The organism is Lysobacter avium (assembly GCF_015209745.1).
In the GTDB taxonomy this organism is placed as follows: Bacteria; Pseudomonadota; Gammaproteobacteria; order Xanthomonadales; family Xanthomonadaceae; genus Novilysobacter; species Novilysobacter avium.
This window is the reverse complement of record NZ_CP063657.1, coordinates 2,226,766-2,248,110: the sequence shown is the minus strand read 5'-3', so window position 1 is coordinate 2,248,110 and position 21,345 is coordinate 2,226,766. Positions and strand designations below refer to the sequence as shown.

The window sequence follows — 21,345 nt, the reverse complement described above, 5'->3', positions numbered from 1 at the left end:
TCGCGGCACTGGTCAGGCGGGCCGTTCCGTCAGCGAGTTCGCCAGACGGACGAAATCCGCCACCGGGATCTGCTCCGCGCGCGCCTGCGGCGAGATGCCGGCGGCCTCCATCGTCGCGGTATCGCATATTCGCGAGAGGGCGTTGCGCAGGGTCTTGCGGCGCTGGCCGAACGCGTCACGCACCACGTTGGCGAACACCGTGCGATCGGCCACGCCAATCTCCGTAGCGGGCCGCGGGACGAGGCGCACCACGGCCGAGTCCACCTTGGGCACCGGGTGGAAGGCGCCCGGGGGGACGATGAACAGTGGGTGGACGGTGCAGTAGGCCTGCAGCATCACACTCAGCCGGCCGTACACCTTGCTACCCGGGCCCGCGGCCATCCGGTCCACCACCTCCTTTTGCAGCATGAAGACCATGTCGGTGATGGCAGCGGCGTGCTCGAGGGCGTGGAAGAGGATGGGCGAGGACAGGTTGTAGGGCAGGTTGCCGACCAGTCGGATGCGCGCGTTCGTCGTTCCCGCGCCAGGATCGCTGTCGGCGTCACTGCTGGCCGCCAGCGCGGTGAAGTCGACCTGCAGCACGTCGCGATGGATGACATCCAGCTGACCGCGCTGTTTGGCCATCTCGATCAGCGGCCCGACGAGGTCGCGATCGAACTCGATGACGGTCAGCTGGCCATGGCGGTCGAGCAGCGGAAAGGTCAGCGCGCCCTGGCCCGGCCCGATTTCAACCAGCCGGTCGCCCGGTTTCGGGTTCACCGCCTGCACGATCCTGTCGATGACGGAGCGGTCGTGGAGGAAGTTCTGGCCGAGGTGTTTCTTGGCCGGACTCGAGAAGGCTGAGCCGAACGGGCGGGCGGTGCTTTTGTGGGAACTCATCGCGCCATTATGGCGCTGCGGGCGCGTGCCATGCGTGCACACGTGGCCATCGCGGCGATCAGGCTTGACGGGTCGGCGCTGCCTTTGCCGGCCAGGTCCAGCGCCGTGCCGTGGTCGACGGCCACGCGCGGGTACGGCAGTCCCAGGGTGATATTGACCGCCCGCTCGAAGCCGCTGAACTTCAGCACCGGCAAGCCCTGGTCGTGATACATCGCCAGCAGGGCATCGTAGTGGCGCAGACGGGCGGGCAGAAAGGCGGTGTCCGCCGGCAGCGGACCTTCCAGTACCATGCCCTCGCTGCGCAGCGAGGCAAGAACCGGTTCGATCACCTCGATTTCTTCCTGGCCCAGATGACCCGCTTCCCCTGCGTGCGGATTCAGGCCCAGCACGGCGATGCACGGACGCTCGATACCGAAGTCGCTTCGCAGCGCCGCATGCAGGGTGCGCAGCGTGGCGACCAGCGCGCCCGGCGTTATGGCATCGGCGACGTCGCGCAGGGGCAGGTGGGTGGTGGCCAGTGCCACCCGCATCGTCTCATTGGCCAGCATCATCACCACGCTGCAGCGCGCCTGGGTCGCCAGCAGCTCGGTGGTGCCGGTGTAGGCAATGCCGCCCTGGTTGATCACCGCCTTGTGAACCGGGCCGGTTACCAGACCGTGGAAATCGCCTCCCAGGCAACCGTTGGCAGCAGTCTCCAGCGCATCGATCACCGCACGGGCGTTGGCGGGATCGGGCCGGCCGAAGGCGACGCCAACGGCATTGGGAATGGCATGCAGGGCGAGCTCGCTGGCGCGGCCTTGATCGTCTTCAGGTGCGACTAGGCGCAAGGGGAGATCGAGCGCATGGGCGGCAGCCTGCAGGGTTTCCGGATCGCCGAAGGCGGTCAGCCGGTGGGTGCGCGCCGACTGCACAAGCCGCACGCACAACTCCGGACCGACGCCGGCCGGTTCTCCCGGAACCAGCGCGAGCCGGAGCTGGTTCAATCAGTTGCCGTTGGCGTCGGTCGTGCCCGCTTCGCCCGCGTCGCCGTTCGCGTCGCCGGCACCGGCGACGTTGCGGAAGTCCACGAAGGCCTCGCCGCGCATTTCGCGCAGGAACCGGTTCCATTCGTCTTCCAGCTTGCGCCGGCCGATCGTCTCGCGGACCTGGTCGCGCTGGGATGTATCGCCCACGTCGCTCTGGCGCGATCCGGCGCGTTTGACGATGTGCCATCCCGCCTGGGTACGGAACGGTGCGGAGACCGCGCCGTCGTCGAGCTGGGCCACTTCGCCGCCAAAGTCTGGACCGAACTGGTCGCGGGCAAACCAGCCCAGGTCACCGCCGCGGGCCTGGGAGCTGGGGTCCTGTGACTCCTCTCGCGCGAGCGCGGCGAAGTCAGCGCCGCCGAGCAGGCGGGCGTGCAGGGTGTCGGCCTTGGCTTTTGCTTCCGCCGCACTGGTGGTCTCGTCCACACGGATCAGGATGTGGCTGGCCTTGTACTGGGTGACCATGCTCGGAGCGGCCTGGGATGCATCGCGGCTCTCGACCACCTGCAGCATCTGGAACCCGCTCGGGCCGCGGATCGGCTCGGTGACCTGGCCCGGGCTCATGCCGCGCACCAGGTCGGCAAACGCGGACGGAATCTCGTCGCTGCTGCGCCAGCCCAGATCGCCGCCCTCAAGCGCATTGGGACTGTCCGAATAACGCACCGCAGCGGCTGCGAAATCCATCTCGCCGCGCTTGATCAACCCCTGCACGCCTTCGATTTTGGACTGGGCCGTGGCGATCTGCTCCGGGGTGGCGCCCTCGGGCACCGCGACCAGGATATGGGCCAGGTGATACTGCGTGCCTGAGCCCTGCTGGGCGGCGAGCGCGGCATCGACCTCGGCGTCACTGACGGAAATCTGCGACTGCGCCAAGCGCTGGCGCAAACGCTGCACCAGCAGTTCGTCACGGATGGATTCGCGGAACTGCGGCAGCGAGGTTCCGTCGCGCGCCAGTTGCGCGGCGAGCTGGTCGACGCTGACCTGGTTCTGGGCGGCGATCGCGCCGATGGTCTGATCGACTTCCTGGCTGCTGACCTTCACCCCGGTGCTGTTGGCACGGGCGACTTGCAGCTTGAGCAGGACAAGACGCTCGGCCACCTGGCGCTCAAGCACTTCCGGTGGCGGCAGTTGCTCGGTGCGACCGGCGTACTGGGCGCGGATGTTGGCCACCGCGCGGTCGAGCTCGCTTTGCAGGATGACGTCCTCGTCAACCACCACCGCGATGCCGTCGATGGGAGCCACCTGTTGCGCGAATGCGGGCGCAAGCAGCAGCGCGCCGGCGAGGAGAGACGCGAATAGTTTCTTCATGGAATTTGATCGAGGGAGTTGTCGAAATCGTCGTCTTCCAGAGAGGAAGGCGGCACAAGATAGAGATCATCACGATCGTAACCGAGGATAGCACGGCTCAAAATCGTCTCGGTTTTCTGGCCCGCCGATCCCAGGCCCTTGAGTTCGAATTCCAACCGCAGCGAGTCATCCAGGTCGCCGTTGCGCTCGCGCACGTAGCGGCGCGCAATGAAGCGGACCGCCATGCAGCAGCTTTCCCATTGCACGCCGGCGATGGATTCCAGCAGTTTGCGGTCGTCGATCGCGTAGTAGTAGCGGCCGACCACGCTCCAGGCATTGTTGATCGGATACAGGAACGAGAAGTCGACCTGCTCGGTCAGGTCACGGCGGTAGCGGTAGCCCAGGTTGACCACGCCCTTGTCGCCAACCAGGTAGCGGGTGCGGACGCTGGCGAGGTCCTGGCGGCGGTACTTGGGATCCCACTGGTACGCCATGTTGATGCTCCAGCGCCTGGTGGGCGAGATGCCCACGTCGGCTACCCACGCCGACTTGCCTTGCTCCACGGCGGTCTCACCGGGCACGACCACGCGGCTGTCGTCGAAATACTGGATCTGGCCGAGGCTGGCCGACAGGCGCTCGCGACCGTTGGCGTCGTTGATGAAGCGCGTGGTGAGGGCGGTGGTCAGCTGGTTGGCGTCGATCTGGCGATCCGGGCCGGTGTAGCGGTTGTCGCGGAACAACTGGCCCCAGCTGAACGTCATCGGATTGGTATCGAAACGCGGCAGGCCGTTCTGGTCGCGATACGGCACATTCAGGTAATAGATCCGCGGTTCCAGCGTCTGCGTGTAGGTGTCCTTGCCGAAGCTGACCTTGCGGTCGAAGAACATCCCGGCGTCCAGCGAGGCGATCGGCAGGCTGCGGCTGGGACTGGCATCACCGCCATTCGCCGCGGCAAGGGCGTCGTCGAGGTCGTAGGCGGTGTGGCGCCAGGCGATCTTCGGCGTTGCATACCAGCTGGAACCCTCCAGCGGCATGCTCACATAGGGCATGACGTCCAGGCGGCTGCCTTCGTTGCGGACTTCGTGGCGGAAACGGACGGCCTCGGCGGTCACACCGGCCTCGAACCAGTTGCCGAAGGGCTGGGACCAGTTGAAGTAGGCCCGCGGCAGCCGGTCGTAGCGAAGGTTTCTCTCGCTCAGGGTGTAGTCGGCCAGCTGATTGTGGTCTGCCATCAGCCCGGCATCCCAGTTTGCGCCCCGGCCGTAGAGGCCCATGGAGCTGCGTATCTGCCACGTTGACAGGCCGTACAGCGTGTTGCTGAAGTCTTCCAGGTAGTGCGTGTCGCTGACCCATCCCAGGTTGGCCTGCGCGCGCCACTGACCATTGATCCGGTGTACGCCGCGGAACTGGAACTGGCCGCGGTCGTCGCCCGGCAGCGTGGCGCCGGCTATAGGCCGGCCGTTGGCATCCTGCAGATACCGATACGGCTGGTTTTCCGGCAGCCGGTCCTTGGGCATCCAGTCGCCGGACACCTCGCCGCTGCCACCGTCGTAGAGCCAGCGGAATTCACCTCCCAACTGGACCCCGCGCTTGCTCATCCAGCGCGGGGTGAGGGTGGCATCGTAGTTGGGCGCCAGGTTGAGGTAGATCGGCTGGCGCCAGTCGAAGCCGTTGCGGCCGGACAGTTTCACCGCCGGGTACAGCAGCCCGGTGCGGCGCTCGTCATCGATGGGGAACATCAGCCATGGCACGTAGAGGATCGGCACGCGGCCGACGCGGACGACGGCATTGCGCGCGACGCCGGTGCCTTTCTCGGTGTCGAAGTCGATCCGCCTGGCCTGCAACTCCCAGCTGCGCTGCGAGGGCGGACAGGTCGAGTAGGTCGAACCGATCAGCGAGCCGCTGTCACCCTGGATCTCGATGCGCTCAGCGCCACCGTTGCCTCGCTGCTCGATCAGCTGGTAGCGAAGGTCTTCGATCGTATGCGTGTCCGCGTCCTGGTCCCCGTGCGCGCGCTCGGCGACGATGCGCATGCCCGAGTCCTGGTAGCGGACGCTGCCGTCGGCCACGTAGGTGCCGTCATCGCTGCGGTAGCTGAGCTGGTCTGTACCAAGGAACTGGTCACCGCGACGCAATGCGACATTGCCCTGGAACACGGTGTTGTCGGTCTCGCGTGCGTCGAGCGCATCGCCGGAGATGTCGGTGGGCTGATCGATGCGGGCACCGTCGATGCCGACGGGTTGCGGCGCATCGTCAAACGCCGGCACGGCGTCTTCCAGCGGACAAAGACTCCAGTCTTCGGAGGCGCGCGCGGAGAACGCCGGCAGTGCCAGGGCAATGCACATCGATAAACGGAGCAGGGGGAAGCGACTGTGCACGCGGCGATCCGGTAGGCATGGAGCGGCCGCTAGCTTGCCGCATCGCCCGGAGCGCGGCAACGACGCGGTGCAGGTCCGCACTGGTTCAGCGTTCATGTTTGCGCCGTCTTCAGTTTTCAAGCAGCGCGTCGACGTGGGCAATCGCGCACTCCTGGAGCGCCTTCAGGTCGTAACCACCTTCCAGCATCGAGACGAGGTGCCCACTGGCGTGGCGTTCGGCGATCGCTAGCAGTTCACCGGTCAACCAGGCGAAATCGTCCGCGTCCAGCTGCAGGTCGGCAAGCGGGTCACGTCGATGGCCGTCGAACCCGGCCGATACCAGGACGAGCTGCGGGCGGAACGCCGCCAGTGCGGGCAGCAGGTCGCCCGACCAGAGTCCGCGAAACGCCCCGCTGCCGGTCTGCGGCGCCAGGGGACGATTGATCGCGTTGCCGATGCCGACGTCGCCGGCTGCGCCGGTGCCGGGAAACAAGGGCGATTGATGCGTGGAGAGATAGAGCACGCGGGCATCCGCGGCAAAAATCGCCTCGGTGCCGTTGCCGTGGTGCACGTCGAAGTCAACGATGGCGACGCGGGTCAAGCCGTGGACCCAGATCGCGTGTTCGGCGGCCAGGGCGATGTTGTTGAACAGGCAGAAACCCATCGCCTGCATCGATGTTGCATGGTGGCCTGGCGGGCGTACCGCACAGAACGCACGTCGGGCCTGGCCGCCCAGTACACCATCCACCGCGTGGATTCCTGCTCCGGCGGCGTGCAGTGCCGCGTCCGCGGAGCCCGGGCCGAGCACCGTGTCGGGATCGATATGGAGTGTGTCGTCGGCATCCTGGAAGCGGCTGTCGAGTATCAGGGCGACCAGATCAGCGCGATGCACCCGCATGATCTGCTCGCGGGTGGCCGCAGGCGCGTGGTGCCACCGCTCGTTGGGCCAACGCGCGGAGATGGCTTCCACCACGGCCTCCAGGCGCGCAGGACTTTCGGGGTTCCCCGGTCCGGGTCGATGTTCCAGGCAGGTGGGGTGCGTATACAGGCGCAACAGCGGTGCGCGTTTGCCCACGACGATCAGCCTTTCCGGCGCTCGTGGTTCCACACCACTTCACCGTGGCCGCTACCGCGCGCGAGGACCCTTGCCAGGACGAACAGCAGGTCCGACAGCCGGTTCAGGTAGCGGATCGCCTCGGGACGGACCGGCTCCTCGCGCGCAAGGGTGACCGTCGCGCGCTCGGCGCGGCGGACCACCGTGCGCGCGATGTGGCAACGCGCGCCGGCCTCGCCGCCGCCGGGCAGGATGAACTCCTTCAGCGGCGGCAGGTCTTCGTTGAACGCGTCCAGATGCTGTTCTAGGCGGTCCACGTCCGCGGCGGTAATCGCCGCATGGCCGGGGATGCAGAGTTCCCCGCCCAGGTCGAACAGTTGATGCTGGATCGAGACCAGCAGGTCGTGTATCGCATCCGGCACTTCCACCGCGAGCAACAGGCCGATGGTCGAATTGGCCTCGTCGATCGTGCCGTACGCGTTGACCCGGGCCGAGTCCTTGCCGGTCCGGCTGCCATCCCCCAGGCCGGTGCTGCCATCGTCACCGGTGCGCGTGTAGATCCGGGAAAGACGGTTGCCCATGGCGCCGGCTCAGACCGTTTGCGGGCGCAGCGAAGGCACGCGCGAGCGCAGCAGTTCGAAGCCGCCAAACAGGACCGCCGAATAGAACAGCGTTCCCAGCACGCTCCACTTGAAGAACGGAATGCCGGCAACGTAGGCGGCGGTCAGCCCGGCGACGGTCTTGGGATACATGGCATCGAAGGCGAACACGCTGAAGTTGGTTACCAGGAAGAACAGGATCGACCCGGCCAGCGAGTAGCCCAGTACCGAGCCGCCACTGACCTTGCCCCGCATCCCGAAGCCCATCACGGTGGTCAGCACGATGCAGCCGTAGACGACCCAGATGCCGGCGCCGCTGAACCAGCTGGCATACAGGCCGCCGTTGACGCCGGCGAGGACCAGGTCGGACACGAACAGGCCGATCAGGGGCATCAGCAACGCCCAGCTGCGGTTGGCGAAATACGCCCCACCAAAAAGCGCGATCGCGGTGATCGGCGAGAAGTTGGGCGGGTGCGGCAGGACCCGGGTCAGCGCGGCGAGCACGATCAGTGCGACGAGCACAAGCGGGCCGGCAGTCAGCAGGGAGCGGGAATCGGAATTTTTCATCGTGGCTGGGTGTGGAACGACGGAGCCGTTAGCATAGCGCAATGGCCGCATCGTCCCGATCCCCCGAATCCGCACCCATCCCCGGCAACGCGGCGAATGCCGCAGGCGACGCCGCTGCGGGCACCGCTGAGGCGCCGGTCATCCATGACGTTCTGATCATCGGCGGCGGGCTGGTCGGCTCCAGCCTTGCGATCGCGCTGGAGCCGCTGGGGATCAACGTCGGGCTGGTGGAAGCGGTCGCTCCGGGTCCCTCCGATACCAGCGTGTTCGACCAGCGCAACCTCAGCTTTGCCGAGGCGACCGTCAACGCCTTGACCGCGCTGGGAGTGATGCAGGAGCTTGCCTCTCCAGGCGGTCCGATCAAGCGGATCCATGTCAGCCGCCGCGGTGATTTCGGCCGCAGCGTTCTGGAAGCTGCCAACCACGATCGCAGCGAGTTCGGCAGGGTGGTGGTCGCGCGCGACTTCGGGGATGCGCTGGAGAAGCGCCTGTCGGGACTGCAGCAACTGCATCGCTACCGCCCGGCGCGTTTCCTGGGGTTTGCGGAGACCGCCCAGAGCGGCTGCAGGGCGGTGCGGCTGGCGGAAGGCGACGGTGAGCGCACCGTGCTGGCGCGGCTGGTGGTGGGTGCCGACGGCACCCGCAGCGCCGTTCGCGGCGCGCTGGGCATCGGCACCAGTGAGCACGATTACCGGCAGACACTTTTTGTCACCCGGCTGCGGACCGACCGTGCTCCCGACGCCACCGCCTACGAGCGTCTGGGCGATGACGGTCCGACCGCACTGCTGCCCCGTGGCGATCGCCACTACGGACTGGTCCATGCTGTCGCGCGCGATGAGGCCGACGCTGTGGCGGCCCTGGATGAAGCAGGCTTTTTAGGTCGGGTGCAGGAAGCCTTCGGCTGGCGCGCCGGGCGCTTCCTGGCCTGCGGTCCGCGGGTCGCCTATCCGCTGGTGCGCGTGCTGGCTGATCGACAGGTCGGTGAGCGCGTCGTCCTAGTCGGGAACGCCGCCCAGACCATTCACCCCTTGGGCGCCCAGGGTTTCAATCTGGGGCTGCGGGATGCCCTGACGCTGGCCGAGCTGATCAGCAACGCGCGCGACGCCTCGGCGCCGGTCGATTGCGGTGACGCCGAGCTGCTGTCCGCTTATGTCGCTGCGCGCGCGGAAGACCGGCGGCGGACGCTGGAATTTTCCGATGGTCTGGCGCGCCTGACGGCCAACCCTTCCGAGCTGCTCCGACCGCTGCGCAGCATTGGCCTGCTGGCGATCGACCGCTTGCCCTCGTTGCAGGCCGAGGTGGTGGCGGGCGCGCTGGGTTACCGGGCCGATGTGCCCGCGCTGTGCCGCCGGGACGGAGCGCAATCATGAGTCGCCGCGGCGTGCTGGATGCGGTGGTGGTGGGTGCCGGGGTCGTCGGTACCGCGGCAGCGCTCGAGCTCGCCCGGCAAGGTTGGCAGGTCGCGCTGGTCGAGGGCCGCGAGCCAGCGCCGTGGCGCCACGACCTGCCTGACCTGCGCGTGTTCGCCGTTGCCCCTGACAACATCGAGCTGCTGGAACGCCTCGGCGTATGGGAAGCGATCCGTAGTGCCCGGGCCCAGCCGTATCGACGCATGCAGGTGTGGGATGCAGCAGGTGGTGGCACGCTGGCCTTCGACGCCGACCGCCTTGGGCGGCGCGATCTGGGCTGGATCCTCGAGAACGGGCTTTTGATCGATCGACTCTGGAAGGCCGCGTTGGGCGCCGGGGTGGAACTGCATTGCCCCGACAAGGTCACCGCGCGGGAGCACAACGAGGATGATCGCAGCGAAGTCCTGACGCTGGCGTCCGGCAATCGGTTACGCGCCCGGCTGGTGGTGGCCGCCGACGGCGCCGACTCACAGCTGCGGCAGATGGCCGGAATCGACGCGCCGCGCCACGAGTACGGCCAGCGCGGTCTGGTGGGTTTCATCCGTCACTCCCGATCGCACCAGTCGACCTGCTGGCAGCGCTTTCTCCCCGGCGGCCCGCTGGCGTTCCTGCCCTTCGCCGATGCCGATGACGGCACCCCGCGCAGTTCGATTGTCTGGAGCCTCCCGGACGCGGACGCCGAGCGTCTGCTGGCGGCCGATGACGCTGCGTTCCTGGGCGAACTCTCGCGTGCCTTCGATGGGCCTCTGGGCGAGCTGACCGGCGTCTCGCGCAGGGCGGCGTTTCCGCTGCGGCGGCAGCTGGCGGGCACGCAGCTCAGTGGGCGGATGGTGCTGGTCGGCGACGCGGCCCACGCGGTCCATCCCCTGGCAGGTCAGGGCGTCAATCTGGGCCTGCGCGATATCAATGCTCTCCTGGCGACCCTGGCGTCGTCCGCACCGCGCGATGGCGCCCGGCGCGATGACGATGTCGGCGCATCGCACCGATTGACGCGCTGGAACCGCCAGCGCCGCAGCGACGCTGCGGTATCGGCCTACGCGTTCGAGGCGATCAATCTCGTATTTTCCAATGATTCCCTGATGCCGACCCTGGTGCGTGGGCAATTGCTGGCGCTGGCGGGCCGGGCGCCACCCCTTACGCGGGCCCTGTGGCGCCACGCGGCCGGCCTCTAGCGTCCCGCGCAGCGCGGCGCGCCGATTGCTTCAGCGGGTCCAACCTTTGAGCTCGGCCTTGCTGAGCTTGCCGTCCCTATCGGTATCGACCGCCTTGAATTCCGCGGTCAGTGTCGGGTTCGAGGAGGCTTCCGCGGCGTCGATGACGCCATCATCGTTGGTATCCATCGCCGCGAAGTCGACGTGGTACTCACCCACGATTGAATCGGGATGTTGGGAGACGATGGTCACCTCGGGCTCGACCACTTCGGCAACGATCAGGGTTTCGGAGACCGGCGGTGCCGGCAGCATCGCAGCCGCGTCTTCGGCTGCGGCGGCCGCGGCTGCTGCGTTGGCGGCCGCATCAGCGGAGAGGTTGCCGGCGCGTTCGGCCTCGGTCGCGGCATCGCGTGCCTCGGCCACCGCGCGTTCGGGCTGGTTGCCTACGTCCGCGTAGCTCTTTGCTCCAAGCGCCTCGTTTGCCGCTTGTCCAGCCAGATTGGACGCTTCGCGCGCCTCCACGGCGGACTGGTCGGCGACGGAGGCTGCATCCGCGGCGATCGCGGCGCCATGGGCGGTCAGCGCACCGGCTTCCATCGCTTTCGCTTCGCGCGCGGCCTCCCCTGCAATCTCGGCGGCGTCCCTGGCGGCATGCGCGTCGTCAACTGCCTGTTCTGCTGCATTGGCGGCGTCGACCCTGGATTGGGGATCAAGCCGGGCATCCTGCGCGGTGACGGTTGCGGATACGCCCATTGCGGTGACAAGGGCCAGGCCGAGCAGGCTCGCTTGCATTTTCATGGTGCCACCTCACAGTCTGCGGGGGAGGCAAAAAGCGTGCGGCGCCACGGGTTAATCCGACGTCAATAAACAGGCGGCTTGCCTGAACGGATCCGACGGCGCGCGTCGGCGAACCTCAACGCGAGGGCATCGCCAGAACCGTGATCTCTTCACGATCGTGATAAAGCTGACGTGCGCGGATGGTCATCGGCCGGTGGGTCTGCAGCTCGAAGGCTTCCAGACAGATACGCGTCTCCTCCCAGCGCTTCTTCATCGGCAGCTTGAGGTTGAACACCGCCTGCTTGCACCAGCCTTCACGGAACCAGGTCGCCATGCGGTCGGCGACCTTGCGCGGCTGCTCGACCATGTCGCAGACCATCCAGTCGACCGGTCGCCGCGGCTGCCACTGGAAGCCGTCCGCCCTGACGTGCTCGACCCGGCCGCTGTCGAGCAGCTGCTCGCGCATCGGGCCGTTGTCGACCGCGGTGACCAGCATGCCGTGGCGCATCAGGACCCAGCTCCAACCCCCGGGCGCGGCGCCCAGATCGGCCGCCTGCATGTTGTCGCGAAGCAGGAGCCCGCGTTCGCGCTCGTCGAGCAGGGTCAGGAACGCCTCCTCGAGCTTCAGGGCCGAGCGGCTGGGCGCCTCGGCGTGCATGCGCAGGCGCGGAATGCCCAGGGGCCACGGCGAGCTGTCACGCGGATCGCTGGTGGCGAGCACGACGTGGTGCCCGCCAAGGAAGGCGACATGCAGGCGCGGCCGGCGCGGGTCGTCCTTCGCGCTCAGCCAGCCGGCCTTGCGCAGGCTCGGACGCAGCGCGTTGCCGAAGCTGCGGGCCAGCCCGGCCAGGGTCTTGCCGTCGTCGGAATCGGGATGCTCCACCCACAGCTCGCCGAACATCCCCGGCGCCACTTCGCCCTGTTCTTTCAGGGCGTCCAGGGCCTGCATGATGGGCGTGATGCGGTCGCTGGGGTTCAGGCCGGGCAGGTCGGCCAGGCGCAGCAGCTTCTGGCGGGCGAAGACGATCCGCTCCAGCGGCAAGGCCATCGCCAACGCACGCGCCCCGGAGGCGATGAACTCGACGTAGCCGTTGCCGCGTTCGGCGCGGGCATAGCCGGGGTGGCCGGCCAGGGCGGCGCGCTCGGTGAGTTCGGCGGCCAGTTCGGGTTCAAACCCCGCGCGGCACCAGCAAAACAGGGCATCGGTCATCGTCAATAGCCCGCCCCGCCGGAGCGGGCATAGTCTTTCAGCACGTCGCAGGCCGCGTCGCGCTGGATGTCACGCACGACGTCGATGCCGCGGCGGGTCAGTTCGCCGACCCAGTCGCCCGGCAACGGCCCTTCATCGAACTCGGTGAGCGCTTCGACGTCTTCGCTGCGGGCGCCGATCAGCAAGCGGTCCACGCCGGCCCAGATGGTCGCGCCGTAGCACTGGCAGCACGGCTGCGCCGAGGTGGCCAGGGTGACCGGTCCAGCACGGACGCCGGGCTCGCTCTCGTTCAGGCGGCTGCGCTGGGTGCGCTGCTGGGCGAGCATGTAGGCCATCGTTTCGGCGTGGGCGAGCGAGCAGGTCTGTGGAATCACCCGGTTGACGCCGACCGAGATGATGCGGTCATCGGGGCCGAATACCGCCGCGCCGAACGGGCCGCCGCTGCGCGCTTCGATGTTGCGTGCCGACAGCTCGATTGCCAGGGCGACCTTCGCCTCATCGCCAGGATAGGGCGCGCTGGTGTCGATGCCCTCGTGAATCCACGCGGGCAGGGTCAGGTGCACCTGGGCGTACAGCATCGGCTGGAACTCCTTGGCAGGCTGCGCAGGGTGCTGCAGCCGTGAATCGGTCACGCCTTGGCTGCCCAGATGTCGCGCAGGGTGACGCTGCGGTTGAACACGGGGCGCTGCGGGCTGTGGTCGTGGCGATCGGCGACGAAATAGCCCAGGCGTTCGAACTGCCAGGACTGCTCGGGCGTCGCGTCCGCCGCGGCCGGCTCGATATAGCCCGTGACGGTGCGGCGTGATTCGGGATTGAGGTGGTCCTCGTAGGATTTGCCGTCACTGTTGTCGTCCGGATCGGCGACCGAGAACAGGCGGTCGTACAGGCGGATCTCGGTGGCCACCGCGTGCTCGGCGCTGACCCAGTGGATGGTGCCCTTGATCTTGCGGTTGGCGCCTTCCATGCCGGGCCGCGATTCCGGGTCGAGCGTGCAGCGCAGCTCGATGACGTTGCCGTCCGCGTCCTTGATGACTTCATCGCAACGCATGATGCCGGCGCCGCGCAGGCGGACCTCGCCGCCGGGCACCAGACGCTTGAAGCCCTTCGGCGGCACTTCGGCGAAATCGTCGCGCTCGATCCACAGGCGATTGGAGAACGGGACCTGACGGGTGCCGAACGACTCGTCCTTGGGATGGTTGGGGAACTCCAGCGACTCGCTGTGACCGTCCTGCAGGTTGGTCAGCGTCACCTTCAGCGGGTCGATGACGGCCATGCGGCGTGCAGCGCTGACGTCCAGATCCTCGCGCAAGCAGCCTTCGAGCACCGAGAAATCGATCACCGAGTTCACCTTGCTCACCCCCAGGCGCTCGACGAACAGGCGCAGCGACGCGGGCGTGTAGCCGCGGCGGCGCAGGCCCAGCAGCGTGGGCATGCGCGGATCGTCCCAGCCGTCGACCAGGCCGGACTGCACCAGCGCCATCAGCTTGCGCTTGCTCATCACGGTGTAGTTGATGTTGAGGCGCGAGAACTCGATCTGGCGCGGCTTGGCGGCCTCCAGCGGCATGCCCTGCCCCGTCAGCGGGCGCAGCAATTCGGGGTGGCCGGCCAAGTCGACCCGGTCCACGCACCAGTCGTACAACGGCCGGTGGTCCTCGAACTCCAGCGTGCACAGCGAGTGGGTGATGCCTTCCACTGCGTCGCCCAGCGCATGCGCGTAGTCGTACATCGGGTAGATGCACCAGGCGTCGCCGGTGTTCTGGTGGGCCAGGTGGCGGATGCGGTAGATGGCCGGGTCGCGCAGGTTGATGTTGCCGCTGGCCATGTCGATCTTTGCGCGCAGGGTGTGCGCGCCTTCGGCGAACTCGCCGGCACGCATGCGCCGGAACAGGTCGAGGTTTTCCTCGACGCTGCGGTTGCGCCAAGGCGATTCGCGGCCGGGTTCGGTCAGGCTGCCGCGGTACTCGCGCACCTGCTCGGCGGTGAGGTCGCAGACGAACGCATCGCCCTGCTCGATCAGCTTCTCCGCGCCCAGGTAGAAGACCTCGAAGTAGTCCGAGGAATGGCGCAGCTCGTTCCACTCGTAGCCCAGCCAGCGCACGTCCTCCTGGATCGCGGTGACGTACTCGATGTCCTCGCGCGAGGGGTTGGTGTCGTCCATGCGCAGGTTGCACACGCCGCCGAACTCGTCGGCGATGCCGAAGTCCAGGCAGATCGCCTTGGCGTGACCGATGTGCAGGTAGCCGTTGGGCTCGGGCGGGAAGCGGGTCTTGATTGCCGTGTGCTTGCCGCTGGCGATGTCGTCGCGGACGATCTGGCGGACGAAGTCCTGCTTGATCGGCTCGTCGGCCGGAGGAATGGATGCTGAGGCGGTCGGGTCGGACATGCGGCGCGGGATCGGCGTGGGGAAGCGACCAGTCTAGCCGGTGTCGCCGGACTGCTGGCGCTCACGCGCGGCAGCGTATGGTGGCGGGATGCAAAGCGATCATTTTCTCCGCCCCGGAGCGCGCCCATGATGCGGGTGGTCTACGAAGCCGCCGGCATCATCGATGCCCACCTGGTGCGCCACGCGCTGGAAGCGGCCGGGATCCCGGTTTTCGTCAAGGGCGAGGCCCTGCTGGGCGGCATGGGCGAGTTGCCGATGTTCGGTCTGGTCCAGGTCTGCGTGCCGGAAGCGGCGTGGACCCAGGCGCGCGAGGTGATCGACGCGCTGGAACTCGGTAATCCCGTTTCGCTCGAAGACGACCAGATTGACTGGCTGGATGGGGCAGCGCCGGCGGGCTGAGTGATCGGCGGCGGAGTTCCGCGCAGTTTCTACGATTCCGCCGGCGGCAGCAGCAAACCGGGTGGCAGTTCACGCAGCTGGCCGGCGATGCGCTCCAGCAACGAGGCCATCGCCGAGCTCCTGCGCCAGACCATGGCGATCGTGCGGTGCGGCGACTCGCCCTCGAAAGGCAACAGCGCGATGTCCGGCGACGGCGGCATCGGCGGTTGCACCGACAGCGCCGGCAGCAGGGTCAGTCCCACCCCGGCGGCGACCATCTGCCGCAGGGTTTCCAGGCTGGTCGCGCGGAAGCCGTCGCGCTCGCCCGCGCCGGTCAGGCGGCACACGTCCAGCGCCTGGTCGCGCAGGCAATGGCCTTCCTCGAGCAGCAGCAAGGGGATCCGGTCGAGGTCGTCGATGGCCAGCGAGCTGCGCTTGGCCAACGCGTGCTGGCGTGGAACCGCGAGCAGGAAGGGTTCCTCAAACAGGGTCTCCACGTGAAGCTGGTCGTCGTGGATCGGCAGTGCCAGCAGCGCGGCGTCCAGCCGTCCCTCGCGCAGGCGCTCGAGCAGCGCGTCGGTCTTCTCCTCCACCAGCAGCATTTCCAGGCGCGGGAACTTCTCCCGCAGGCCCGGCAGCACGTGCGGCAGCAGGTAGGGCCCCAGCGTGGGGAACATGCCCAGACGAATCGAGCCGGCGTCGGGATCCTGGCTGCGGCGAGCGATCTCGGCCATCTGGTCGACGTCCGCCAGCACCCGCCGGGCGCGTTCGACGATGTCGCGACCGACGGGGGTCAGCATCACCTTGCGCGGTGCGCGCTCCACCAGGGTCACGCCCAGCTCCTCTTCCAGCTTGCGGATCTGGGTGGACAGGGTGGGCTGGCTGACGAAGCTGGACGCTGCGGCGCGGCCGAAGTGGCGGTGTTCGGCCAGGGCGACGAGGTACTTCAGGTCGCGAAGGTTCATCCGGGGATTCCAGGCCCGCTGCCGCCGGCCGATGGGCACGGCGGCAACGGTTGGCCGTCAGGCCGCGGCGGTGTCCGCGGCCGCGGCCAGGGCTGCTGCGGCTTCGGCCGGTGCCGGCGTGCGGATCAGGTAGTCGAACGCGCTCAGCGCCGCGGTTGAGCCCGCGCCCATGGCGATCACGATCTGCTTGTACGGGACGGTAGTCGCGTCGCCGGCGGCGAACACGCCGGGCATCGAGGTCGCACCGCGCTCATCGATGATGATCTCGCCACGCGGTGACAGGTCCAGGTCCCCCTTCAACCACTCGGTGTTGGGCAGCAGGCCGATCTGGACGAAGATGCCGTCCAGTTCCACGCGGTGGATATCGCCGCCCTCGCGGTCCTTGTAGACCAGTCCGGTGACCTTCCTGCCATCGCCGAGCACCTCGGTGCTTTGCGCGCTGACGACAATACTGACGTTGGGCAGGCTGCGCAGCTTGCGCTGCAGCACCTCGTCGGCACGCAATTGGCTGTCGAACTCGATCAGGGTGACGTGCTTGACGATGCCGGCCAGGTCGATCGCGGCCTCGACGCCCGAGTTACCGCCGCCGATCACCGCCGCGTCCTTGCCCTTGTACAGCGGGCCGTCGCAGTGCGGGCAATAGGCCACGCCCTTGTTGCGGTACTCCTCCTCGCCGGGCACGCCCATCTGGCGCCAGCGCGCGCCGGTGGCCAGGACCACGCTGCGCGACCTGAGCGATGCGCCATTGGCCAGCTGCACCTCCACCAGGCCGCCGGGTTCGCTGGCAGGCACCAGCTTTGTGGCCTGCTGCAGGTTCATGATGTCCACGTCGTACTCGCGCACGTGCTGCTCCATGGCCACCGCGAACTTCGGGCCCTCGGTGTGCGGCACGGAGATGAAGTTCTCGATGGACATCGTGTCCAGCACCTGGCCGCCGAAGCGCTCGGCGACCACGCCGGTGCGGATGCCCTTGCGTGAGGCGTAGATGGCCGACGCCGCTCCGGCCGGGCCGCCGCCGATGACCAGCACCTCGAACGGCGCCTTGGTCCTGATCTCCTCGGCCATACGCTTCCCGGCGCCCGTGTCGAGCCGGGCAACGATCTGCTCGACCGTCATGCGCCCGGTGTCGAAGGCCTCGCCGTTGAGCAGCACCGTGGGCACGGACATGATCTCGCGGGATTCCACTTCGTCCTGGAACAGCGCGCCATCGATGGCGACGTGGCGGATGGCGGGATTCAGCACGCTCATCAGGTTCAGCGCCTGCACCGTGTCGGGGCAGCTCTGGCAGGACAGCGACATGAAGGTCTCGAAGTTGAACTCGCCTTTCAGCTCACGCACCTGCCGGGCCAGCTCATCGCTGATCTTGCCCGGGTGGCCGCCGACCTGGAGCAGCGCCAGCACCAGTGAGGTGAACTCATGCCCCATCGGGATCGCCGCGAAGGCAACGCCGATATCGGTGCCCACGCGGTTGATCGCGAATGACGGCTTGCGCGTCTGCGAATCATCATCGCGGCGCAGCGTGATCTTCCCGGACATCGCGGCGATGTCGGTCAGCAGTGCATGCAGCTCCTGCGACTTGGCGCCGTCGTCCAGGCAGGCGACCAGCTCGATCGGCTGGGTCACGTTTTCCAGGTAGGTCTGCAACTGGGTCTTGAGGCTGTCATCGAGCATGGCAACGGCTCCATTGAAGGTGGAAAGAAGGCGTGTGGATGCTTGCAGGAGCGGCCTGGGCCGGGGGAGGGGGCCGGTGGGGGGTGCCGGTGGATATCTCCAGCATCCGGCTCAGCCCAGGCCGCTTGTGCAAGCAACCGGTGACGCGTCACCCACTCGCGTACGGCGAGATCGGGTGTGGAATCGGTGTGGAATCAGGCGAAACCAGCCCTGAAGAGACCCGGGTGGAGGACACCCGGGGCTCGGATCATGCGCCCGGGCGGCTACAGCGCCCGGGGGTGACATCTGGGCGACGCCGGAGCATCGCCGTTGCAGCGGTTTAGATCTTGCCAACCAGATCAAGCGAAGGAGCAAGGGTCTTCTCGCCTTCCTTCCACTTGGCCGGGCAGACCTCACCCGGGTGGGCAGCGACGTACTGGGCCGCCTTGACCTTGCGCAGCAGCTCGCTGGCATCGCGGCCGATGCCACCGGCGTTGATCTCCACGATCTGGATCTTGCCCTCGGTGTCGATCACGAAGGTGCCGCGGTCAGCGATGCCCTCGTCCTCGATCATCACGCCGAAGTTGCGGGTGATCGTGCCGGTCGGGTCGCCGATCATCGTGTACTTGATCTTCTTGATCGACTCGGAGGTGTCGTGCCACGCCTTGTGCGAGAAGTGGGTGTCGGTGGAGACGCTGTAGATCTCGACGCCGAGCTTCTGGAACTCCTCGTACTTGTCGGCCAGGTCTTCCAGCTCGGTCGGGCAGACAAAGGTGAAGTTGGCCGGGTAGAAGAAGAACACCGACCACTTGCCCTTCAGGTCGGCCTCGGTGATTTCCTTGAATTCGCCGTTCTTGAACGCCTGGGCCTTGAACGGTTTGATTTCGGTATTGATCAGGGACATCGCTGGATCCTCTTGCAGTGGATGGGGGAGAAGAAGCTACGAATCACAGGTTAGTGGGGCCTATGGGATTAATCAAATCGATTGATATGATTGATTCAATAGCCAAGACCTATCATTCGCGGCGGACGTTCGAAAACGCACATCGCCGGTGAAGGCGACCCTTTCGACATCGCGGCGTGAGCAGCGCTTATCAACCCCGGCCGTTCTCGATTGTGGCAAAGCAGGCTCGCTTATCATGGCGTTCGATGCGCCGCAGTCGGATCGGAGGCGCGCGGCTTTCCAACGTTCGGTAGAACCTATGGCGCGAATCGATTCACTCCTGCGCGAGGCGCGTTTGGGCACGGAGCCGGGCGAGGCCGAGTTGCTGCTCGCCCACACGCTCTGCCGCTCGCGCACCTGGCTCTACGCGCACGGCGACGAGGAGCTCGATGACGCGGCCGCGCAGCATTTCGGAGCGCTGCTGGAGCGCCGGCGCGCGGGCGAACCGGTCGCCTACCTGACCGGCCAACGCGGGTTCTGGCGCTTCGACCTGCAGGTAAGCCCGGCCACGCTGATCCCGCGGGCGGAAACAGAGCTCCTGGTAGAGCAAACCCTGGCCCGGCTGCCAGCGGATCGGGAGCTTCGGGTTGCAGATCTCGGCACGGGCAGTGGCGCGGTGGCGCTCGCCGTGGCGATGGAGCGCCCGCTGGCCCGGGTGATCGCCACGGACGCCAGCGAAACGGCGCTGGAAGTGGCCGCCGGCAACGCGCGGGCGCTGGATCTGGGCAACGTGGAATTCCGCCACGGCAACTGGCTGGAACCGCTGGCCGGCATGCGCTTCGACCTGATCGTCAGCAATCCGCCCTATATCGCCGAGGATGATGCGCACCTGGTCCAGGGCGACCTGCGGTTCGAGCCGCGCAACGCGCTGGCCGCGGGTGCCGACGGACTGGACGACATCCGCACCATCATCGGCGATGCACCGGCGCTGCTGGCGCCGGCCGGCTGGCTGCTCCTGGAGCACGGGCTGGAGCAGGGTCTTGCGGTGCGTGCACTGATGGTCCAGGCGGGTCTGCGCGACGTGGAAACGGTAGTCGATCTGGAGCAGCGCGACCGGGTGAGCGTTGGCCGGGTCGCTGAATGAGCTCGCTGGGTCAGGCTGCGAGCACGCACAGCGCTCGGTAGAATTGCCGGCCCACCCTGCGGCGGAGTCGCCATGCGCACCCTGTATCCCGAGATCCAGCCCTACGACACCGGCACGCTGGGCGTCGACGAACGCCACACGCTGTATTACGAGCAGTGCGGCAATCCCGACGGCAAGCCGGTGGTGCTGCTGCATGGTGGCCCGGGTGGCGGATGCAGTGCGAAGATGCGCCGGTTCCACGACCCGGCGCGCTACCGCATCATCCTGTTCGACCAGCGCGGCAGCGGTCGCTCCACTCCGCACGCCGACCTGGTCGCCAACACGACGTGGCACCTGGTGGAGGACATCGAGAAGCTGCGGGTCAAGCTGGACATCGACAAGTGGCAGGTCTTCGGTGGCAGCTGGGGCTCGACGCTGGCGCTGGCCTATGCGCAGAAGCACCCCAAGCGCGTGACCGAGCTGGTGCTGCGCGGCATCTTCATGCTGCGTCGCTGGGAACTGGAGTGGTTCTACCAGGAAGGCGCGAGCCGCCTCTTCCCGGAGCCCTGGGAGCACTACCTGGAGGCGATCCCGGTCACTGAACGCCACGACCTGATCAGCGCCTACCATCGCCGCCTGACCAGCCAGGACGAGGCCACGCAGCTCGCGGCCGCCAAGGCGTGGAGCGTCTGGGAAGGTGCGACCAGCTTCCTGCATATCGACGACGACTTCACCACCAGCCACGAGGACCCGAAGTTCGCGCTGGCATTCGCCCGGATCGAGAACCACTACTTCGTCAACGGCGGCTTTTTCGAAGTCGACGACCAGTTGCTGCGCGACGTGGGCGCCATCGCCGACATTCCCGGCGTGATCGTGCACGGCCGCTACGACGTGGTGTGCCCGGTGCAGAACGCGTGGGACCTCCACAAGGCGTGGCCGAAGGCGACGCTGGCCATCTCGCCGGCGTCTGGGCATTCGGCCTTCGAGGCCGAGAACGTCGACTCGCTGGTGCGGGCCACCGACGGGTTCGCCGGCTGAGGCCAGCGCGCCTGCCGAGCCCAACTGGTCAATGACCGTCAGGGCGCGACCGGCGATCCGTCCGGGTCGCGGTCGATCATCCACAGGCCGCCCCACAGCTTCAGGTCCAGCTCGAAGCCTTCGCGCTGTTTCTCCATCAGCCAGGCGGGCGCCCGCTCGCGCGGCACGTGGTGGACGGTGATGTCCTCATTGCCGACACCGCCGCCTTCGCCCACCTTGACCAGGTCACGGGCGCGCACGTAGGCGATCCGTTCGCTGCTCATTCCCGACGAAGTGGGACCGACCAGCAGCACCTCGACCCGGCCGGGCTCCCAGCCGGTTTCCTCGACCAGTTCGCGATGCGCGGCGGCGGCCAGCGTATCGGAGGCGTCATCGTCGCCGACCAGCCCGGCCGGCATCTCGATGGTGCGTGAACCCAGCGGTACGCGGAACTGCTCCACGAACAGGACCTCGTCGGCCGGGGTCACGGCGATGATGATCACCGCCATCCCCTTGCCATGGGTGCGTTCGACGTACTCCCAGCGGCCGCGGCGCAACATCCGCAGCCACTTGCCGTCGTAGATGGTTTCAACCGGCTTTTCGTGATCGTCCGCGTGATCGTCCATTGGCC

Annotated in this window: 20 protein-coding genes; 5 read left to right on the top strand and 15 right to left on the bottom strand. The window is 67.5% G+C overall.

Features of this window, described 5'->3' with window-relative positions:
* Positions 1-12: 12 nt before the first annotated feature.
* The 7 genes from rsmA to INQ42_RS10140 form a co-directional block, all read right to left on the bottom strand.
* On the bottom strand, positions 13-879 hold the full coding sequence (rsmA, locus tag INQ42_RS10170; RefSeq protein WP_194034160.1) for a 16S rRNA (adenine(1518)-N(6)/adenine(1519)-N(6))-dimethyltransferase RsmA: 867 nt from the start codon (positions 877-879) through the stop codon (positions 13-15).
* Positions 876-1,862 carry a 4-hydroxythreonine-4-phosphate dehydrogenase PdxA gene (gene pdxA, locus INQ42_RS10165; protein WP_194034159.1) on the bottom strand — a complete coding sequence of 329 codons (987 nt, stop codon included), beginning with the start codon at positions 1,860-1,862 and terminating at the stop codon, positions 876-878. Before pdxA ends, rsmA begins: the two co-directional genes overlap by 4 nt.
* Positions 1,863-3,212, bottom strand: coding sequence for a peptidylprolyl isomerase (locus INQ42_RS10160; RefSeq protein ID WP_194034158.1), 1,350 nt, complete (start codon positions 3,210-3,212; stop codon positions 1,863-1,865).
* Positions 3,209-5,536 carry an LPS assembly protein LptD gene (gene lptD / locus INQ42_RS10155; protein ID WP_194034157.1) on the bottom strand — a complete coding sequence of 776 codons (2,328 nt, stop codon included), beginning with the start codon at positions 5,534-5,536 and terminating at the stop codon, positions 3,209-3,211. The genes INQ42_RS10160 and lptD overlap by 4 nt, the downstream gene beginning before the upstream one ends.
* Before the next feature lie 142 nt (positions 5,537-5,678).
* Positions 5,679-6,602 (bottom strand): histone deacetylase family protein, encoded by a 924-nt coding sequence (locus INQ42_RS10150; protein ID WP_194035858.1) that lies wholly within the window; start codon positions 6,600-6,602, stop codon positions 5,679-5,681.
* A 26-nt stretch (positions 6,603-6,628) separates the two neighbouring features.
* Complete coding sequence (locus INQ42_RS10145) at positions 6,629-7,183, bottom strand: cob(I)yrinic acid a,c-diamide adenosyltransferase (protein WP_194034156.1); 555 nt, start codon at positions 7,181-7,183, stop codon at positions 6,629-6,631.
* 9 nt (positions 7,184-7,192) lie between these two features.
* Entirely contained in the window at positions 7,193-7,768 is a 576-nt protein-coding gene (locus INQ42_RS10140; protein ID WP_194034155.1) for a DUF6580 family putative transport protein, read from the bottom strand.
* A 41-nt stretch (positions 7,769-7,809) separates the two neighbouring features.
* Here INQ42_RS10140 and ubiH point away from each other — a divergent pair, with 41 nt between their 5' ends.
* Both ubiH and INQ42_RS10130 read left to right on the top strand, forming a co-directional pair.
* Positions 7,810-9,138, top strand: coding sequence for a 2-octaprenyl-6-methoxyphenyl hydroxylase (ubiH, locus tag INQ42_RS10135; RefSeq protein ID WP_194034154.1), 1,329 nt, complete (start codon positions 7,810-7,812; stop codon positions 9,136-9,138).
* The gene (locus INQ42_RS10130) at positions 9,135-10,349 is read left to right on the top strand and encodes an FAD-dependent oxidoreductase (protein WP_194034153.1); all 1,215 of its coding nucleotides are present in this window, start codon (positions 9,135-9,137) and stop codon (positions 10,347-10,349) included. Before ubiH ends, INQ42_RS10130 begins: the two co-directional genes overlap by 4 nt.
* Positions 10,350-10,379: 30 nt before the next feature.
* Here the strand turns inward: INQ42_RS10130 and INQ42_RS12945 are convergent, their stop codons facing one another.
* The 4 genes from INQ42_RS12945 to INQ42_RS10110 all read right to left on the bottom strand — a co-directional run bounded on the left by INQ42_RS12945 (position 10,380) and on the right by INQ42_RS10110 (position 14,698).
* Positions 10,380-11,126 carry a hypothetical protein gene (locus INQ42_RS12945; protein ID WP_228062485.1) on the bottom strand — a complete coding sequence of 249 codons (747 nt, stop codon included), beginning with the start codon at positions 11,124-11,126 and terminating at the stop codon, positions 10,380-10,382.
* A gap of 115 nt (positions 11,127-11,241) precedes the next feature.
* Positions 11,242-12,315 (bottom strand): 23S rRNA (cytidine(2498)-2'-O)-methyltransferase RlmM, encoded by a 1,074-nt coding sequence (gene rlmM, locus INQ42_RS10120; protein WP_194034152.1) that lies wholly within the window; start codon positions 12,313-12,315, stop codon positions 11,242-11,244.
* A gap of 2 nt (positions 12,316-12,317) precedes the next feature.
* Entirely contained in the window at positions 12,318-12,893 is a 576-nt protein-coding gene (locus INQ42_RS10115) for a nucleoside deaminase (RefSeq protein WP_194035856.1), read from the bottom strand.
* A gap of 50 nt (positions 12,894-12,943) precedes the next feature.
* Positions 12,944-14,698, bottom strand: a complete 1,755-nt coding sequence (locus INQ42_RS10110) for a glutamine--tRNA ligase/YqeY domain fusion protein (RefSeq protein WP_194034151.1) — start codon at positions 14,696-14,698, stop codon at positions 12,944-12,946.
* Between the two features lie 129 nt (positions 14,699-14,827).
* On the opposite strand from INQ42_RS10110, the gene INQ42_RS10105 reads away from it, so the two are divergent.
* On the top strand, positions 14,828-15,097 hold the full coding sequence (locus tag INQ42_RS10105; protein WP_194035855.1) for a putative signal transducing protein: 270 nt from the start codon (positions 14,828-14,830) through the stop codon (positions 15,095-15,097).
* Between the two features lie 29 nt (positions 15,098-15,126).
* Here INQ42_RS10105 and INQ42_RS10100 read toward each other — a convergent pair whose 3' ends face one another.
* From INQ42_RS10100 to ahpC, 3 genes are all read right to left on the bottom strand, one after another.
* The gene (locus INQ42_RS10100; protein ID WP_194034150.1) at positions 15,127-16,041 is read right to left on the bottom strand and encodes a LysR substrate-binding domain-containing protein; all 915 of its coding nucleotides are present in this window, start codon (positions 16,039-16,041) and stop codon (positions 15,127-15,129) included.
* A 57-nt stretch (positions 16,042-16,098) separates the two neighbouring features.
* Positions 16,099-17,712: an alkyl hydroperoxide reductase subunit F gene (ahpF, locus tag INQ42_RS10095; RefSeq protein WP_194034149.1), complete on the bottom strand. Its 1,614-nt coding sequence runs from the start codon at positions 17,710-17,712 to the stop codon at positions 16,099-16,101.
* A gap of 319 nt (positions 17,713-18,031) precedes the next feature.
* On the bottom strand, positions 18,032-18,595 hold the full coding sequence (gene ahpC, locus INQ42_RS10090; RefSeq protein WP_194034148.1) for an alkyl hydroperoxide reductase subunit C: 564 nt from the start codon (positions 18,593-18,595) through the stop codon (positions 18,032-18,034).
* Positions 18,596-18,893: 298 nt separating this feature from the next.
* On the opposite strand from ahpC, the gene prmC reads away from it, so the two are divergent.
* Together prmC and pip are read left to right on the top strand one after the other, a co-directional pair.
* Entirely contained in the window at positions 18,894-19,718 is an 825-nt protein-coding gene (gene prmC / locus INQ42_RS10085; protein WP_194034147.1) for a peptide chain release factor N(5)-glutamine methyltransferase, read from the top strand.
* 72 nt (positions 19,719-19,790) lie between these two features.
* Positions 19,791-20,735: a prolyl aminopeptidase gene (pip, locus tag INQ42_RS10080; protein WP_194034146.1), complete on the top strand. Its 945-nt coding sequence runs from the start codon at positions 19,791-19,793 to the stop codon at positions 20,733-20,735.
* Between the two features lie 38 nt (positions 20,736-20,773).
* Here pip and INQ42_RS10075 read toward each other — a convergent pair whose 3' ends face one another.
* On the bottom strand, positions 20,774-21,340 hold the full coding sequence (locus INQ42_RS10075; protein WP_194034145.1) for an NUDIX hydrolase: 567 nt from the start codon (positions 21,338-21,340) through the stop codon (positions 20,774-20,776).
* Between the last annotated feature and the right edge of the window lie 5 nt (positions 21,341-21,345).

Coding starts and splice junctions, on each gene's coding strand:
- INQ42_RS12945 (WP_228062485.1), bottom strand. CDS start 11,126: ATGAAAATGCAAGCGAGCCTGCTCGGCCTGGCCCTTGTCACCGCAATG.
- INQ42_RS10130 (WP_194034153.1), top strand. CDS start 9,135: ATGAGTCGCCGCGGCGTGCTGGATGCGGTGGTGGTGGGTGCCGGGGTC.
- INQ42_RS10145 (WP_194034156.1), bottom strand. CDS start 7,183: ATGGGCAACCGTCTTTCCCGGATCTACACGCGCACCGGTGACGATGGC.
- INQ42_RS10105 (WP_194035855.1), top strand. CDS start 14,828: ATGCGGGTGGTCTACGAAGCCGCCGGCATCATCGATGCCCACCTGGTG.
- INQ42_RS10115 (WP_194035856.1), bottom strand. CDS start 12,893: ATGCTGTACGCCCAGGTGCACCTGACCCTGCCCGCGTGGATTCACGAG.
- INQ42_RS10110 (WP_194034151.1), bottom strand. CDS start 14,698: ATGTCCGACCCGACCGCCTCAGCATCCATTCCTCCGGCCGACGAGCCG.
- rlmM (WP_194034152.1), bottom strand. CDS start 12,315: ATGACCGATGCCCTGTTTTGCTGGTGCCGCGCGGGGTTTGAACCCGAA.
- pip (WP_194034146.1), top strand. CDS start 19,791: ATGCGCACCCTGTATCCCGAGATCCAGCCCTACGACACCGGCACGCTG.
- INQ42_RS10075 (WP_194034145.1), bottom strand. CDS start 21,340: ATGGACGATCACGCGGACGATCACGAAAAGCCGGTTGAAACCATCTAC.
- lptD (WP_194034157.1), bottom strand. CDS start 5,536: ATGTGCATTGCCCTGGCACTGCCGGCGTTCTCCGCGCGCGCCTCCGAA.
- ubiH (WP_194034154.1), top strand. CDS start 7,810: ATGGCCGCATCGTCCCGATCCCCCGAATCCGCACCCATCCCCGGCAAC.
- INQ42_RS10140 (WP_194034155.1), bottom strand. CDS start 7,768: ATGAAAAATTCCGATTCCCGCTCCCTGCTGACTGCCGGCCCGCTTGTG.
- INQ42_RS10100 (WP_194034150.1), bottom strand. CDS start 16,041: ATGAACCTTCGCGACCTGAAGTACCTCGTCGCCCTGGCCGAACACCGC.
- INQ42_RS10160 (WP_194034158.1), bottom strand. CDS start 3,212: ATGAAGAAACTATTCGCGTCTCTCCTCGCCGGCGCGCTGCTGCTTGCG.
- rsmA (WP_194034160.1), bottom strand. CDS start 879: ATGAGTTCCCACAAAAGCACCGCCCGCCCGTTCGGCTCAGCCTTCTCG.
- prmC (WP_194034147.1), top strand. CDS start 18,894: ATGGCGCGAATCGATTCACTCCTGCGCGAGGCGCGTTTGGGCACGGAG.
- ahpF (WP_194034149.1), bottom strand. CDS start 17,712: ATGCTCGATGACAGCCTCAAGACCCAGTTGCAGACCTACCTGGAAAAC.
- ahpC (WP_194034148.1), bottom strand. CDS start 18,595: ATGTCCCTGATCAATACCGAAATCAAACCGTTCAAGGCCCAGGCGTTC.